This window comes from Pseudomonas sp. MWU15-20650 (assembly GCF_023242475.1).
GTDB lineage: Bacteria > Pseudomonadota > Gammaproteobacteria > Pseudomonadales > Pseudomonadaceae > Aquipseudomonas.
Genome location: NZ_JALJFG010000042.1, coordinates 41,308 through 59,110, shown reverse-complemented (window position 1 = coordinate 59,110; position 17,803 = coordinate 41,308). Strand labels below are relative to the sequence as shown.

4 protein-coding genes are annotated in these 17,803 nt (G+C 63.0%); 2 read left to right on the top strand and 2 right to left on the bottom strand.

The window, feature by feature from the left end; all coding sequences use genetic code 11:
* Positions 1–350 precede the first annotated feature (350 nt).
* A complete protein-coding gene (locus M5B43_RS24155) occupies positions 351–1,178 on the bottom strand; it encodes a N(5)-hydroxyornithine transformylase PvdF (protein WP_248752421.1) in 828 nt (275 codons plus the stop codon).
* Positions 1,179–1,377: 199 nt separating this feature from the next.
* Between M5B43_RS24155 and M5B43_RS24150 the strand changes: the two genes are divergently transcribed.
* Together M5B43_RS24150 and M5B43_RS24145 are read left to right on the top strand one after the other, a co-directional pair.
* The gene (locus tag M5B43_RS24150; protein WP_248752420.1) at positions 1,378–3,030 is read left to right on the top strand and encodes a cyclic peptide export ABC transporter; all 1,653 of its coding nucleotides are present in this window, start codon (positions 1,378–1,380) and stop codon (positions 3,028–3,030) included.
* Between the two features lie 121 nt (positions 3,031–3,151).
* On the top strand, positions 3,152–5,593 hold the full coding sequence (locus tag M5B43_RS24145) for a TonB-dependent siderophore receptor (RefSeq protein ID WP_248752419.1): 2,442 nt from the start codon (positions 3,152–3,154) through the stop codon (positions 5,591–5,593).
* A 353-nt stretch (positions 5,594–5,946) separates the two neighbouring features.
* Here the strand turns inward: M5B43_RS24145 and M5B43_RS24140 are convergent, their stop codons facing one another.
* On the bottom strand, positions 5,947–17,802 hold the full coding sequence (locus M5B43_RS24140) for a non-ribosomal peptide synthase/polyketide synthase (protein ID WP_248752418.1): 11,856 nt from the start codon (positions 17,800–17,802) through the stop codon (positions 5,947–5,949).
* Between the last annotated feature and the right edge of the window lies 1 nt (position 17,803).

The following is a 17,803-nucleotide window of genomic DNA, read 5'->3' as shown; positions in this document are numbered from 1 at the left end:
GATACCTCTGCGACTGACCCACCGCCATCGGGAGCAAGCCCCCTCCCACATTGGAATCCCGTGCATCAGGCATGCACGATCTGCCCGGCGGGACTGGATTGGCTTTGGCGTCGTACGCGATCTCTAAAACACACACGCTCAAAATGTGGGAGGGGGCTTGCTCCCGATGAGGGAGTGTCAGTCAATGCAGCTGTGACTGACCCACCGCCATCGGGAGCAAGCCCCCTCCCACACTGAAATCCCGTGCATCAGGCATGCACGATCTGCCCGGCGGGACTGGATTGGCTTTGGCGTCGTGTGCGATCTCTAAAACACACTCGCTCCCTCCCCCACTTGAACCGTATGCATCTTCAGCCCTTCTGCGCCAATAGCTCCAAGCCTTCATGCAACGCCGGGAACAGGCTGTTGTTGAAGTTGTTCCAGCGCAGTTCGAGGATGGTGTCTTCGGGCGAGATCTGCGTCTTTAGCACGTCATGGAACACCTCACCGGAGTCGATACCGTTATCCACGTAGTGGAACGATGCACCGGTCAGGTAAAGCGGCGCGCACGGCTGGGTCTGCTTGGTTGCCCAATCGATGACCGCTTGGCCACGGGCCCCGTACAAGGCATTCCAGGTGGCGTAGGCCCCACGACGCTCGTAAGGCGATTCGAGGCGGGTTATGCCCGGGTGGATGTTCATGATGCGTCCGGCGAACGGCGCCCCCGGGCGCACCAGTTCATCGAGGATCACCAGCAAACCGTCCAGCACCACGATGTCGGCCTTCAACTCCACCAGCGTGGCATGCAGGCGCCGCTCGAAATCCTGTTTGCCGGCGATATGTCCGGCGCTGCCACGGGGCAGGCGACGATAGGTGGACGGCACGCTCAGCAACAGGTCATTGACCAGGGTGCCTTGCACGCGCAGGTCCGCCGGGTATAACCACTGGCGGCCCGGTTGATAGGCGAAGCCATAGTCGGCCACCCACTGCTGGTCCCGCGGGTTGTGCTCGTCGTCGTCATACACCACGCCCACCAGGCTGTAAGCCTCGCCCAGCGGCGTGTCATTGAGCGACCCCACCAGAAACTCCAGCACCGACTTCATGTAGCGCTCGTGGTCCTTGTAGGCCACCGACTGCCCGGCCTTGTCAGCGGCGGCATTTCTCAGGGACCAGACATACACCAGGTTCTTTTTCGTCATTGTTTCGCTCTCGCTGGGTGGACTGCGCACCGCATGGACACACGTGCGCCTACAGCACAAGAACGAACCAGCCCCCCGGCAATTTATCCCGCGCCGCTGCCACCCGGCACCCCGGGCTAAATCCACGCGCCGACGCTTCGTTTGTCATGGGTAAGGGTCTGTGTGCCCAGCCCCTCTTTTCACTCTCCGGGATGTATCTATGACCGACCCCAAACGCGGCGCCTTCCAGGGGCTGCTCGCCTTGCTCAGGCCCTTTCGTACCCTCGTGACAGTCTCCGTCGCCCTCGGCATGGTGGGCGGCCTGGCCATCACCCTGCTGCTGGCTACGATCAATAACGCCCTGCATTCGGCGGGCGGCATGACCCAGGGTGTCGTCCTGACCTTTGCCGCCTTGTGCGTGGTGGCGCTGGTCAGCTCGATCGTTTCAGACATCGGTACCAACTACGTCGGGCAACGGATCATTGCCGCCCTGCGCAAGGACCTGGGAGAGAAGGTCCTGTCGGCGCCCATCGGCCAGATCGAACGGTATCGCTCCCACCGCCTGATCCCCGTGCTGACCCATGATGTGGACACCATCAGCGACTTTTCCTTTGCCTTCACGCCGCTGGCTATCGCCGCCACCGTCACCCTCGGTTGCCTGGGCTACCTGGCCTACCTGTCGGTGCCCATGTTCCTGATGATGGTGGTGGCGATCATTATCGGCAGCGCCGTACAGTTCATTGCCGGTGGCAAAGGCATCCAGGGCTTTGACCTGGCGCGCAGCCATGAAGATGAGTTGCAGCGTTACTACAACGCGATCGCCTCCGGTGCCAAGGAGCTGCGCATGCACCGCCCACGGCGGTTTCGCATGAACACCCATCGCATCCAGGAAACCGCCGACCGCATCAGCGACATCCAGGTGCGTTCGGTCAATATTTATATCCTGGCCAAGACCTTTGGCTCGATGCTGTTCTTCGTGGTGATCGGCCTGGCCCTGGCGATGCAGGCGTACACCCCCAACCCCGACCCTACCGTGATGACCGGTTTCGTGCTGGTGCTGCTGTACATGAAAGGCCCGCTGGAACACCTGCTGGGTTACTTGCCCGTGGTCGGCAAGGCCAAGATCGCCTTTGACCGTATCAGCGAATTATCGGAACGCTTTTCTTCCCCTGAACCGCACCTGTTGATGGACGACAGCGAGGCACCGAAGCCGGTGGTCAACCGCCTCGAGTTGCGCGGCGTGAGCTACAGCCCACCCGCGATTGAAGGCAGCGAACCGTTTCACCTGGGGCCGATCAACCTGAGCATCGAGCAAGGCGATATCGTGTTCATCGTCGGCGAGAACGGCAGCGGCAAGACCACCCTGATCAAGCTGCTGCTGGGCCTTTACCCGCCCCAGGCCGGCGAGATCCGCCTCAACGGCGCAGCGGTGACCGACCCCGAGCGCGACGATTATCGCCAGCTGTTCACCACGGTATTTTCCGATTACTACCTGTTCGACGACCTGGTGCAGGGCAGCGCCACGCAGTCCCTGGACAGTGCCAGCAAGTACCTGGAGCGCCTGGAAATCGCGCACAAGGTCAGCGTCAAGGACGGTGTGTTCAGCACCACCGACCTGTCCACCGGGCAGCGCAAGCGCCTGGCGTTGGTCAACGCATGGCTGGAAGAACGCCCGGTGCTGGTGTTCGACGAATGGGCCGCCGACCAGGACCCGGCCTTCCGCCGGATCTTCTACACCGAGCTGCTGCCGGACCTCAAGCGACTGGGCAAGACCATCATCGTGATCAGCCACGACGACCGCTATTTCGACATCGCCGACCAACTGGTGCGCCTGCGTGCCGGCCAGGTGGTGCAAGCCCTTGAACCTGCATGAGCAACCGCCATGCATTTGTTTTCCGGTTTGCGCCGGGAGGAACGTCTCACTAGCAGTAATGAGAACTAACCTCAACTAATACCTAGAACTGCCCACTTAACACATAGAAGAGAAAGCATTCATGCCAGCACGACGTGGTCTCAGCCCCCTGAGTAAAGCGCGATCCATGCGCCGGGCCCTGAACATCAACCTCCTTGCGAGTGCCCTGGCCCTGGCCGTGTCGCTGCCGATTGCAGGCTATGTGCAAGCCCAGGAGATCGCGCTGGATATTCCTGCACAGCCGCTGGGGAGCGCGCTACAGGAGTTTGGCCGCCAGACCAATGTGCAAGTGCTGTACAGCCCAGGCGACGTGCAAGGCAAAAACAGCCGAGCCGTCAAAGGCAAGATGCAGCCACAGCAGGCCATCGACGCGTTGCTGGCCGGCAGTGAGACGACTCACAGCCTGAGCGGCAACACCTTGACGGTGGTCGCCGCCGGCAGCGGTGGCGGGTTGGAACTGAGCCCCACCCAAGTGACCGCCAACACCCTGGGCAACATCACCGAGGGCTCCGGTTCCTATACCCCGGGCACCATCGCCACAGCCACACGGCTGACCCTGACCCCACGGCAAACCCCGCAGTCGATCACCGTCATCACGCGCCAGCACATCGAAGATTTCGCCCTTAATAATGTGGATGACGTGATGCGCCACACCCCGGGCATCACCGTGTCGGCTTATGACACCGACCGTACCAACTACTATTCCCGTGGTTTCTCGGTCAACAGCTTCCAGTACGACGGGATCCCCTCCACCGTGCGTAACGTCGGCTATTCGGCAGGCAACACCCTGAGCGACATGGCCATCTACGACCGCATCGAGATCCTCAAGGGTGCCACCGGCCTACTCAACGGTGCCGGCTCCCTGGGGGCGACCATCAACCTGATTCGCAAGAAGCCCACGTCCGAATTCAAGGGCCATGTCACCCTGGGCGCAGGCTCCTGGGACAACTACCGCAGCGAAGTCGACGTCAGCGGCCCCTTGACGGACAGCGGCAATGTCCGTGGCCGTGCAGTGGCGGCGTACCAGGACAAGAAGTCCTTCATGGACCACTACTCACGCAAGACCGAAACCTACTACGGCATTACCGAATTCGACCTGTCCCCCGACACGATGCTGAGCGTGGGCTTCGACTATCAGGACAGCATTCCCAAAGGTTCCAGCTGGTCCGGTGCCTTCCCGTTGGTCAATTCCAACGGCAGCATCAACAAGATGCCACGCTCCTACAACAACGGCACTACCTGGAGTTCCTGGGAGCAAAACACCCGTACCGCGTTCGCCATGCTGGAACATGACCTGGGTGATGGCTGGGTGACCAAACTGCAGCTCGACCACAAGATCAACAGCTACCATGCTGACCTCGGTTCGATTCAATTCGTCCAGCCGGCAGCCGATGGCACTGCCGAGATCAATGGGCAGAAGTACACCGGCGAAACCAAGAGCACCTCGGCCGACCTCTACGCCACCGGGCCTTTCAGCCTGTTCGGCCGCGAACATGAATTGGTGGTCGGTGGTTCGATCGGCACCTCGCGCTGGCAAGGCAAGGGCTACTGGTCGCCGGAATGGCCAGGGGGTAACAAGGTCGATTTCTATAACTGGAACGGCCATCTCGCCAAGCCGATCTACGGCCCTGCCCAACAGTACATCGATGACACCATCCGTCAAACCGGCTATTACGTGACCACACGCTTGAACGTGATGGAGGACCTGAACGTGATCCTGGGCGGGCGCGTGGCCAACTATCACGTCACCGGTAACAACCCCTCCTACAAGGAAACCGGCCGGTTCATTCCTTACGCGGGCGTGATCTACGACCTCAACGACAACTTCTCGGCCTACGCCAGCTACACCGACATTTTCCAACCCCAGGAAAGCACTTATAAGGACCGCAACCAAAAGCTGCTGGACCCGGACGAAGGGCAAAACTACGAGCTGGGCCTCAAGGGCGAGTTCCTCGACGGTCGCCTCAATACCAGCATTGCTTACTTCGAAGTGCATGAGACCAACCGCCCGATTTCAGACGACGCCTACAACAACCAGACCCCAACCCCGCAGAACTACGCGTTCAAGAGTTCCAAGGCGGTCACCAAGGGCTACGAAGCGGAGATCTCCGGTGAGTTGAGCCCGGGCTGGCAAGTCCAGGGGGGTTATACCCACAAGATCGTGCGCGATGACAACGGCAAGAAGCTCTCCACCTTCGAACCCGAGCACCAGGTCAACCTGAACACCACTTACAAGCTCAAGGGCGACCTGGACAAATTCACCGTCGGCGGTGGCCTGCGCTGGCAGACCAAGGGCTGGAACGAGATCTGGAACGGGCCGCTCAACACCAACCAGGACATCACCCAGGAATCCTACTGGCTGGTGGACCTGATGACCCGCTACCAGGTCACCAAGAACCTGTCGGCCACGGTCAACTTCAACAACATCTTCGACAAGTCCTACTACACCAACGTGGGCTTCTATAACTCGGCCGCCTACGGTGAGCCACGCAACGTGATGGTCAGCACGCGCTGGGACTTCTGACCGAACGCCTTGATCGACCGAACGCCCGGTGAGTGTTGAACGCTCACCGGGCGTTTTTTTGTGCTGCAAAAAAATCGGATACAGGATCAATGCCAGTCAGTTAAGAAGGAACACTATCACTGTGGCGAGCGGGCTTGTTGTGGCGAGCGGGCTTGTCCCGCGTTGGGCTGCGTAGCGGCCCCAAAAGCTATCTGCGCGGAGTATCGGGTACACCGCATTCGTCCTTCTTTGGGGGCGCTACGCGCCCCAACGCGGGACAAGCCCGCTCGCCACCGGTTACCGGTTGCTCGTTCTAGCGCTTAACTGACTGGCATTGGGATACAGGATCCGGTTTTTTAGCGGTGCGTATCGGGTTACCTCATTGCCTCCACCAGGCTGTTGATGAACGCGGCACTGTCGATAATGCCGTCGTGATCGGTTTCGATCATCACCGAACGCTCAATGCGCCCTTGGCCAATCACAGCAGCCATGTGCCGCTCGATCAGGTCCTTGAAGTGCCCTGCCCGGCTCATGGAGGCCCACCAGCAACTGACAGGGGCCTTGATGGGCTTGAAGTCGGCCGCCTGCATCCGCTCACTCAGTGCCCGGTCAACGTCCCAGGCGATCTGCGCTTCATTGCCACGCAGCAATTGCTCCTTGATCACGGTAAAGGTCTCACCCAGGGTCTGTTCAGCCCAGGCCCCGAATGCTTGCCATTGCCCCGCCTCATCCTCGGCCTGCCGTTGGCAGTGCTGCCAGGCAACCTGGATCGCCTCGGCGAATTCAGGGAACATCACCCCCAGCAAGGCGGCGCGGCGCTCGTTGGCCGAGACCTCGCGAGCGTCCTCCACCACCACCGCGTCCCAGTAAGGCTTGAGCCACTGCGGTGGCGCAGAATCGATCCACCCCACAAACTCGACCTCACGCCCCGCTTGCTCCAGGCCGTAGGCCACTTCCATCGCCAGGTTGCCACCCAGCGACCAGCCGGCCAGGCGCAAGGTGCCGTGGGGCTGGGCCGCTAACAACTGCGCGGTGTAGTCGTCCACCATGGCCTGCCACTGCGGTACGGCGGCCCCCTCCTCGGCCAATGCCCGGCATATCACCCCGAACACCGGGCGTTGCTCGCGCAATGCCAGGGCAATCGCGGTGTAGCAATGCACTGAGCCGAAGCTTGGGTGGAACAGGAACAACGGTGTGCCTTCGGTCTGTTGGTTAAGCTTGACGATCAACGATGGCCGCATCTCGCCTTGCAGGCATTTGACCTGCCCGCTCACGGTCGGGTTAAGCATCAATTGGCTGACGGACACGTTGACGCCACTGACCTTCCTGATCCGCTCCTTGAGCATCAGCACGCGCAACGAATGGCCGCCCAGTTCGAAGAAGTTGTCGTTGAGCCCCACACGTTCCACCCCCAGCACTTCACTCCAGATCGCCGCTACCTGCTGCTCGATCCCGCTCTGGGGCGCCTGGTAGTGCTCGGCGCCGTGGGTCTCGGGTTTAGGCAGCGCCTTGCGATCCAACTTGCCATTGGGGCTCAACGGCATCTGCGCCAACAGCACCCACTGCGCGGGCACCATGTAGTCCGGCAACTGCGTGGCCAGGTGCGCAACCACCGCCGTTTTCCAATCCTCCCGTGGCTGTTGCAGCACCAGGTAACCCACCAGGTGCGTGCCGTCGACCGCCAGCACGGCGGCTTCACGGACAGTGTCGAGGGCCAACAGGCGCGCTTCGATTTCCCCCAGTTCGATACGCAGCCCACGCAGTTTTACCTGATGGTCAATGCGCCCGGCATATTCGATCACGCCATCGTCGCGATAACGCGCCAGGTCGCCCGTGCGATACAGGCGCTCGCCGCTGCCGAACGGGTCGGTCACAAAGCGCTCGGCGGTCAGCGCCGCACGGCGGTGATACCCCCGCGCCAGGCCGATGCCGCCCAGGTACAGCTCGCCCAGCACCCCGATCGGCGCCGGTTCCAGGTTGGCGTCCAGCACATAGCAACCCAGGTTGGCGATCGGCCGGCCAATCGGTACGGCGTCGCGGCCTTCTTCGACGCAAGTCCAGTGGGTGACGTCGATGGCCGCCTCGGTCGGGCCATACAAGTTGTACAACCCGGCATGGGGCAACTTGGCAAACACCTGTTGCTGGGTGTCGGCGGGCAATGCCTCACCGCTGCACACAATGCGTTGCAGGCTCTGGCACGAAACGACCGCCGCGTCCTGCAGGAAGGCTTGCAGCATGGACGGCACAAAATGCAGCGTGGTGATCTGTTCAGCATTGATCAAGCGGACCAGCCTGGCCGGGTCACGGTGGTCACCCGGCGCAGCCACCACCAGGCGCGCACCGGTCATCAATGGCCAGAAAAATTCCCACACCGACACGTCAAAGCTGAACGGGGTTTTCTGCAGCACGCTGTCGCGGGCTTGCAGGCCATACGCTTGTTGCATCCAGCACAACCGGTTGGTCAGCGCACCATGATGATTGCCGGCGCCCTTGGGCTGGCCGGTGGAACCGGAGGTGTAGATCACATAGGCGAGGTGCTCGCGGTGCACCGTGACGTCCGGGTTGTGGGCGTCGAAGGTGTCCAGCCAGGCATCACCGGGCTCCAGCACCAGGCTTTGCACAGCCACGGGAACCGGCAGTTGCGCAAGCAGATGCGCCTGGGTCAACAGCAGTTGCACACCGCTGTCTTGCAGCATGTAGGCCAGTCGATCACGCGGGTATTCCGGGTCCAGCGGCACATAAGCACCACCGGCCTTGAGTACCGCCAGCAAGCCGACCACCATTTCGATCGACCGCTCCACGGCCAACCCCACCAGCACATCCGGCCCGACGCCAGCGGCCATCAGTCGATGCGCCAGGCGGTTGGCCCGGGCGTTCAACGCGGTGTAACTCAAGGTTTGCCCGGCAAACACCAACGCGGGTGCAGCGGGCGTACGCAGCACTTGTGCCTCGATCAAGCGGTGTACCGGCGGGTGCAGCGGGTAATCCTCGGCCGTGGCATTCCACGCCTGCAACACGGTGTGGCGCTCGGCTTGCGCCAACGATGGCAGTGCGGCGAGGCACTGGGCCCCATCACTGGCCAGTGCCAGCAGCAACTGCTGGAAGTGTTCGCCCAGGCGCTGGATATGCGCCACGCTGAAGGCTTGGCGGTCGTAGTTGAACTCCAGGCCCAGGGTCTCGCCGATGGCCAGCAACACGGTCAACGGGTAGTGAGTCTGTTCCAGGCTCTGCACCGCACCAAAGCGCAGCCCTGAAGGTGCGCCTTGCTCCAGCGCCTCGGACACCGGGTAGTTTTCGAACACCAGGATACTGTCGAACAGCGCCTCGCCGCCCAACCCCGCCCAACGCTGGATCTCGAACAGCGGCGTGTGTTCCTGCTCACGCAGGCCCACGTTCTGCTGCTGGATCTGCTGCAACCATTGGCTGACCGACATCTGCGCCTGTGGCGTCGCCACCACCGGCAGTGTGTTGATGAACAAGCCGACCTGTTGCTCAATCCCACGCAGTTCTGCCGGGCGCCCCGCCACCGTGGCACCGAACGCGACGGTGGCCTGCCCGGTGTGGTGATGCAGCAGCAACAGCCACGCGCCCTGCACCAACGTATTGAGGGTCACTTTATGGCGTTGAGCGAACACTTTGAGGCGTTCGGTTTGCGCCGTATCAAGGCTCAAGCGATGCTCGCCGTTGACCGCCAGGGCCACATCCGCCTCAACCTGTACGCCACGGGCCAGGCGCGTGGGTTCCTGCAAGTTCACCAGTTGGTCTTTCCAGAACGCTTGGCTGACGGCTTTGTCTTGCGCCTGCAGCCAGGCGATGTAATCGCGATAACGCCCGGTCGGCGCCGGCAGCCGCTCACCGGCATAGTGCTGCAAGACCTCGCCGAACAACTGCGAACCACTCCAGCCATCCATCAGGATGTGGTGATGGGTGTAGATCACGTGATAGCTGGACGCCCCCGTACGGATCACCGTCAGGTTCAACAATGGTGCCTGTTCGAGGACAAATCCCTGGGCCCTTGCCGACTCGGCCAGGCTATCGAGCGCCTGGGTGCAGTCTTTACGCGTCTGCCAATCCAGCACCACAAACGGTAGGCGGGCCTGCTTGTAGACTACCTGCAAGGGTTGCTCAAGCTCGGCCTGCCAGACAAAACCGCTGCGCAGGATCTCATGGCGCTCGACCGCCGCCTGCCACGCCTGGCCGAAGCGCGCGACGTCCAAGCCCTGCACATCAACGCGCATCTGGTTGATGTAGTCACCCGTACCTTCACCGTACAGCGATTGGAACAACATGCCTTGTTGCATCGGCGACAGCGGATACACGTCTTCGACCTGGGCCGCGTCAAGCGCGAGGTCATCCAACTGCCCTTGGGACAAGCGCGCCAACGGGAAGTCCGACGGCGTTACGCCCTGGTAAGCCGACTCACAACAGTGGTCGATCAGCGCCTTGAGCTGCGAGGCGTACTCATCGGCCAGGCGTTGCACCGTCGCTTCGCCGAACATTGCCTGGCTGAAGCTCCAATTCAACTTCAGCTCGCCACCATAGACCTGGCCATTGATTTCCAGCCAGTTACCCAACGGCGCCTCCGGGCTTTGCTCGGCACCGCAGGCATCACCGGAAGGTGTGAACAGCCCTGCCTGTTCAGCGCTGTCGAAACTGGCGTCGAACTGCCCCAGGTAGTTGAAGGTAATGCGCGGACGCGGCAAGGCCGCAAGCGCCTGTTGTGCCTGGGCATTGCCCAGGTAACGCAGCGCGCCAAAGCCCAGGCCCTTGTCCGGCACTGCGCGCAATTGCTCTTTGACCTGTTTGAGGGAGCCGGCCAGAGAAGCGGCCGGCACCAGTTGCAACGGATAAAGGCTGGTGAACCAACCGACGGTGCGGGTCAGGTCGATCTCGTCGAACAGGTCTTCGCGGCCGTGGCCTTCGAGGCGGATCAACATCGAAGCCTCACCGCTCCAGCGTGTGATGACCCGCGCCAGGGCCGTCAGCAGCAGGTCATTGATCTGGGTGCGGTAGGCACTCGGTGCGTCTTGCAGCAAGCGCCGGGTATACCCGGCGTCCAGATGAGTGCTCACACTCAGCGCCAGTTGGTTGCTCAAGCTGGCCTGTGGGTCGGCGCCGGGCAAACCGACCGGGCTGCCCTGCAATTGCGTCTGCCACCAGACCAGCTCCTGCGTCAGTGCCGCGCTGCGGGCATAGGTTTGCAGCCGCTCAGCCCAGGCGCGGGTGGCGCTGGTCTTGGCCGGCAGTGTCACGCGGGCACCTTGGGCCAGTTGCTGGTAAGTGCTTTGCAGGTCTTCAAGCAGGATGCGCCAGGACACACCGTCTACCACCAAATGATGGATCACCAGCAACAGGCGTTGGGAGCCATCGGCCAATTGCGCCAGCACCGCACGCAATAAGGGGCCCGAACTCAGGTCGAGGCTGCGCTGGGCTTCTTCGCCCAAGGCATCCAGTTCTTCGACGCTGTTCAACGAGGTCTGCCACACCACCTGTTCGGCTTGATGCAGCCCGGGCTCACGGTAGACTGCGGTCCAGCCCGTCGGGCCTTGGACAAAAGTGGTACGCAAGGCATCGTGATGCACGATCAGCGCCTGTAGCGCGGCCACCAGCAGCGGCACCTGCAACGGTTGGTGCGGTTGCAGCACTACGGATTGGTTCCAGTGCTGACGCTGGGGAATGTCATCGGCGAAAAACGCTTGTTGCACCGGCAACAGCAATAACGCCCCGGTCAGGGCCGACTGATCCAGCCATACCGCGCCCTCACCTTCGCGCGCCACGGTCGCCAGGCTCTGCACGGTCTGGTGTTGGAACAGGTCTTTGGGCGTGAAGCGCACACCGGCCTGGCGGGCACGGCTGACCACCTGGATCGATATGATCGAGTCGCCACCCAACTCGAAAAAATTGTCATGCAAACCCACTTGCGGCAGGCGCAATACATCGGCCCAGATCGCGGCTATCTGCTGTTCCAGCTCGCTCCGGGGCGCCACATACACCTGCTGCATCTGGCTCACATCCGGCAGCGGCAAGCCCTTGCGGTCGAGCTTGCCGTTGGGGGTCAGCGGCATACGCTCGAGGAACATCAAGTGCGTCGGCACCATGTAGTCGGGCAAGCGGGTTTTCAACGCACGACGCAGCGCTTCACGGCCGTTCGACTGGGCCACGGCGTCGTCCAGCAGGCTCGGGTCCAGCGGCACCACATAGGCCACCAGTTGCTTGCCGCTCGGGCCTTCCTGGGCCACCACCACGGTTTCACCGACGCTGGCCTGTTCACGCAGGCGCGCTTCGATTTCACCCAGCTCAATACGGAAACCGCGGATCTTCACTTGATGGTCGACACGGCCCAGGTAATCCACCACACCGTCCGGCCGCCCGCGGGTCAGGTCGCCGCTGCGATACACGCGGCTGCCCGGCTTGCCGAATGGGTCCGGCACAAAACGCTCGGCGGTCAACGCCGGACGCTCCAGGTAACCCCGGGCCACGCCCTCGCCGCCCAGGTACAACTCGCCGGCCACGCCGATGGGTTGCAGGTTCAGTTGCGAATCGAGCACGTAGCCGCTGCGGTTGCCCAGCAACGTACCGATTGGGGCGTAGACCGCGCCGCACGGGTCGCCTTTGCGCGCCTTCCACAGCAGCGGCGTGACCACGGTTTCGGTCGGGCCGTAGCCGTTGAACAGGTAGGTCGGTTTCAAGGCGCGCCAGGCCAGGTCGTAGCTGGCTTGAGCGACCGCATCACCGCCAAAGCAGTACACGCGCACTGCCGGAGGGTTGCCGTCGCGTTCGGCATGCTCGGCCAATTGCTGCAAGTACACCGGCGGGAACACCGCCATTGTCACGTTGTGGCGGTGCATCTGCGCGTAGGTGTACGCCGGCAACCACAGGCTGTCGTCGCGAATCAGCACGCTGGCGCCGTTGATCAGCGGGTGCATCCAGCCTTCGTGGGAACCGTCGAAGGCGAACGACATGAAGTGCAGTTCGCAATCGGCCGGAGAGGTTTCATAGCGCTCGCCCGTGGCGATGATGTGCGCCACCAACGGCCCGTGGGACACCGCTACGCCCTTGGGCAAACCAGTGGAGCCGGAGGTGTAGATCACGTAGGCAAGGTTGTCACCGTGCAGTGCAACATGCGGCGCGGCATCGCTGCCGTCGGCCCAGGCTTGCACCTGATCCACCGCCAAGGCTTGCAAACCCTCCGGGATCGGCAGCCGGTGTTGCACCGCCGTATGGGTCAGCAGTAACCGGGCACGGCTGTCCTGCAGCATGTACAGCAAGCGGTCACGCGGGTATTCCACATCCAGCGGCACGTACACGCCACCCGACTTCAGCACGGCAAGGAACGCCACCATGATCTCGGCGCTGCGCGGCATGGCGATGGCCACGCGCACTTCCGGGCCGACGCCACGGGCGATCAGCGCGTGGGCCAGGCGGTTGGCCTGGCCGTCGAGCTCAGCGTAGGTCAGGGTTTGCGCGTCGAACTTCACCGCCACCGCATCGGGGGTTTCCTGGGCGCGGTCGGCGATCAATTCATGCACCAGGCGCTGGGCCGAGAAGCCGGAGGCCGTACCGTCCCACAGTTGCAGGATGTGCTGTTGCTCGGCCACATCCAGCAGGTTCAACTGGCTGAGCGGTTGCCGTGGGTTAGCGACCATGCCCTGCAACAGGTTCTGCCAGTGACGCGCCATGCGCTGCACAGTGCTCGCTTCGAACAGGTCCAGGGCATAACCCAACGTGGCCCAAATACCTTCGGTGGACTCCTGGATATCCAGGTCGAGGTCAAAGTGCGCGGTCTTGCTTTCCCACTCCAACCCTTCTACTCGCAAGGCCGGCAGTCGGTGCTGAACCTGGGCCTGGCCAATGTCGGTCTGGTGGTTGAACATCACCTGGAACAAAGGGTTGTGGCTCAGGCAGCGTTCCGGTTGCAGCGCTTCGACCAACTGTTCGAACGGCAGGTCCTGGTGGGCCTGGGCTTCCAGCGCCCGTTGCCGGGTCTGTTGCAGCAACTGCTCGACGCTCATCTGGCCATGCACATCGGCCTTGAGCACCTGGGTGTTGACGAAGAAACCGATCAGGCGCTCGGTCTCGCTGCGATTGCGGTTGGCGATGGGCACGCCGACGCGTATTTCTTCCTGGCCGCTGTAGCGGTGCAACAAGGTCTGGAAGGAGGCCAGCAGCAACATGAACACGGTCACGCCTTGCTGCTGGGCCAAGGCTTTCAGACCGTGGCTCAGCTCGGGCGCCAGCTCGAATGCCAGGCGCGCGCCCCGGTGGCTCTGCACCGCCGGGCGCAGGTGGTCGAACGGCAACTCCAGCACGCTGTGTTCACCGCCCAGCCTTTCACGCCAGTAAGCCAGTTGGCGCTGTTTCTCACCGGCATCCATCCAGTTACGCTGCCACACCGCGTAGTCGGCGTACTGGATCGGCAAGCCCGGCAATGCCACCTCCCGGCCCTGGCTGTAACCGGCGTACAGCTGCACCAGTTCCTCGACCACACACTGCATCGACCAGCCATCGGAGACGATGTGATGCTGCACCAGCACCAGTACATGTTCATCCTCGGCCAGGCGCAACAGGCTGACACGCAGCAACGGGCCTTGTTGCAGGTCGAACGGCTGGGCAATCAGCGCTTCGACCCGCGCCTGGAGTTGGGCCTCATTGACATCGGCCTGGCTGATCGGCAGCGACACCTGCGGTTCAATCACTTGCACCGCACCCTCCGGATCCTGGCGGATATGGGTTCGCAGGCTTTCATGACGGGCCAGCAGGCGATCAAAACTGCGTTGCAGCGCTGCGTGGTCCAACTGCCCTTTCAGGCGTAGCGCGCTGGGGATGTGATACGCCGCACTGTGGGGCTCCAGTTGCCAGAGAAACCACTGGCGTTCCTGAGCATAGGACAGCGGCAACGGCAGCTCGCGCCCCACCGGCAGCAACGCCGGCGCCGTTGGCTGGTCGCTGCCCTGGGCCTGTAATGCCGCGACAAACGCCTCCAGCCGCGGGTGCTCGAACACAGCCTTGAGGGGCACTTCCAGGTTCAGCGTCTGGCGAATGCGCGAGACCACTTGCATGGCCAGCAACGAATGCCCGCCCAGCTCGAAGAAGTGCTGGTTCAGGCCCACCGGCTCGGCACCGAGAATATCGGCCCAGATCGCCGCGACCTGTTGTTGCAGCGGCGTGGCCGGCGCCCGCCAGTCCTGTTGCACCGCGTTGGCATCGGGTTTGGGCAGTGCCTGGCGGTCCAGCTTGCCGTTGGGGTTCAGGGGCATGCGCTCAAGGAAAATCAGGTGCGCCGGCACCATGTAGTCCGGCAGGTGCTCGCGCAAGGTGGCCATCAACTGCTCGCCCGCCTCGGCGCGCTCGCTTTCAGCCAACGGCTGCGCAGGCACCAGGTAAGCCAAGAGTTGGTTGTCGGCGGCCAGCAACAGGGCTTCACGCACACTGTCCTGGGCCAGCAGCACGGCTTCGATCTCCCCCAGTTCAATGCGGAAACCACGGATCTTCACCTGATGGTCAACCCGCCCGACGTACTCCACCACCCCGTCGGCGCGATAACGCGCCAGGTCGCCCGTGCGATACAGGCGCTCGCCTGAGGTGCTGAACGGGTCGGCGACAAAGCGTTCGGCGGTCAGGCCCGGGCGCTGCAAATAAGCACGCGCCAAGCCACGGGCGCCGGCGATATAGAGTTCGCCCACGGCGCCCAGCGCCAGCAGGTTCAGGTCGCGATCCAGCACATACAGGCCACGCCCCGGCAACGCTCGGCCAATCGGGCTGGCACCGGCAGCGCTGACGGCACTCGCATCGGTGCAGTCCAGCACACTGGAGACCACCGTGGCCTCGGTGGGCCCGTAGGTATTGAGCAAGCGTACACGGCCAAGCCCTGCGCGTTGCCAGAGCAGCGGGCCGTCCAGCGGCATGGCTTCGCCACCGATGTGAACCTGGCGCAACGCCGCGTAAGGCCGCGAGCCGGCTGCCAGGCAATCTTGCAGGAACAGCTTCCAGTAGGCCGTGGGCAAGTCTGCCAGGGTAATGCCCTGGGCGATGATCTGCCGGTACAGCTCGGCACCGTCCCACAGTTGCGGGCCGCGCAGCACCACGGTCGCCCCGAGGGTCAAGGCTGGGTACAGCTGCTCGACGAAGCCGTCGAAGTTCAGGGTGGCGAACTGCAACACCCGGTCACTGGGGACCAACTGCGAGTAATCCGCCGCGATACCGGCGAACTCACTCAAGGCCCCATGGCTGATGGCAACGCCCTTGGGTTTACCGGTGGAGCCGGAGGTGTAGATCACATACGCCAGGCTCTGCGGCTCGAAATTCGTATCGGGGTTGTGCTCGGTACACTGCGCCAATTGGGCCTGGGCCAGATCGATGTCCACGACCACCACCGCAGCCGGCAACGGCAGGCGCGCGCGCAGGTGGGATTGGGTGAGCACCAGGCGCACGCCGCTGTCCTCGAGCATATGCACCAAGCGTTCGCGCGGGTACTGCGGGTCAAGCGGCACGTAGGCCGCCCCCGTCTTGAGCACCGCCAGCACGCTGATCACCATGGCAAAGGAGCGCTCCACGGCGATCCCGACCAGTCCTTGCGGGCCGACACCCTCGGCCAGCAGGTAATGCGCCAGGCGGTTGGCCTGACGGTTCAGCTCGCCATAGCTGAGGGCCTGGTCATCCAGGGCCAAGGCTTGACGTTCAGGGTGCTGCTCGGCCTGGGCCTCGAACAGACGGTGTACGGCGTGTGGTGCGGCGGCGCAGGCGGGTGCGTTCCAGTCCTGGAGCATCACCTGCTGTTCCTGGGCGCCCAGCATCGGCAACTCGCAGAGACGGCTGCGCGGTGCACTCACCACCGCCTGCAGCAGGTTTTGCCAGTGTTGCGCAAAACGCTCGATGGTCGCGGCGTCGAACAAATCGGTGGCGTAGGTCAGCGCCGCCCAGAGCCCTTCGGCGGATTCATGGGTGTCCAGGCTCAGGTCGAAATGGGTGGTCTGGCTGGCCCAGTCCAGTTCCACCACGCGCAGGCCCGGCAGCTGCTGACCACCGCGTGTGCCTTGGGCGTCAGTCTGGTGGTTGAACATCACCTGGAACAACGGGTTGTGGCTCAGGCTGCGCTCAGGCTGCAAGGCCACCACCAGTTGTTCGAACGGCAGGTCTTGGTGGGCCTGGGCCTCCAGGGCACGACGCTTGGTCTGTTGCAGCAACTGGGCAAAGCTCATCTGCCCGTCCAGGTCGGCCTTGAGCACCTGGGTGTTGACGAAAAAGCCGATCAACCGCTCGGTTTCGACGCGGTTACGGTTGGCGTTCGGCACGCCCACACGGATGTCTGCCTGCCCACTGTAGCGATACAGCAAGGTCTGGAACGACGCCAGCAAGAGCATGAACGCCGTTACCCCCTCTTGCTGAGCCAGCTGCTTGAGGCCGGCCACCAGCGCCGGTTGCAGATGTACCTGCACACTGGCGCCGCGGTGGCTTTGCTGGGCCGGGCGCGGACGGTCCAGCGGCAGCTCCAGCACCGGTTGTTCACCCCCCAACAGCGCCTGCCAGTAGGCCAACTGACGCGCCTTCTCCCCCGCCTCCATCCAGCCCCGTTGCCACAAGGCGTAGTCGGCGTACTGGATCGGCAACTCAGGCAGTTGCAGGTCATGGCCCTGACTGTAGGCCGCGTAGAGCTGCACCAGTTCTTCGACCATCACTTGCATCGACCAACCATCGGACACGATGTGGTGCTGCACCATCACCAGCACATGCTCATCGTCCGCCAGTTGCAACAGGGTCACGCGCAACAGCGGTGCCTGGTGCAAGTCGAAAGGCTGCGCGACCTGCGCTTCCACCCGCGCCATCAGGTGCGACTCATCGATACGCGCCGGGTGGATGTGCACCCGTGCCTGCGGCATCACTGCTTGCCACACGCGTTCGCCGTCCTCGACCAACTGCGTACGCAGGCTTTCGTGACGGGCCAGCAGGCTGTCGAAACTGCGCTGCAATGCCGCCAGGTCCAGGTGCCCATGCAAACGCAGGGCGCCGGGGATATGGTAAGTGGCGCTGTCGGGGTCCAGTTGCCAGAGAAACCATTGGCGCTCCTGGGCGTAGGACAGCGCGAGTGTGTCGCTATCGTGACGCGTGGGGGCAATCGGCAGTTGAGCGAAACTCATGCCCCGGCTTTGCAGGCGCTGATAAAACTGCTCGCGCTGCTCCAGAGGCAAGCGAAGGAAGCGCGACACCAGGTCGATGTTAGGGTTGGAAAGCATG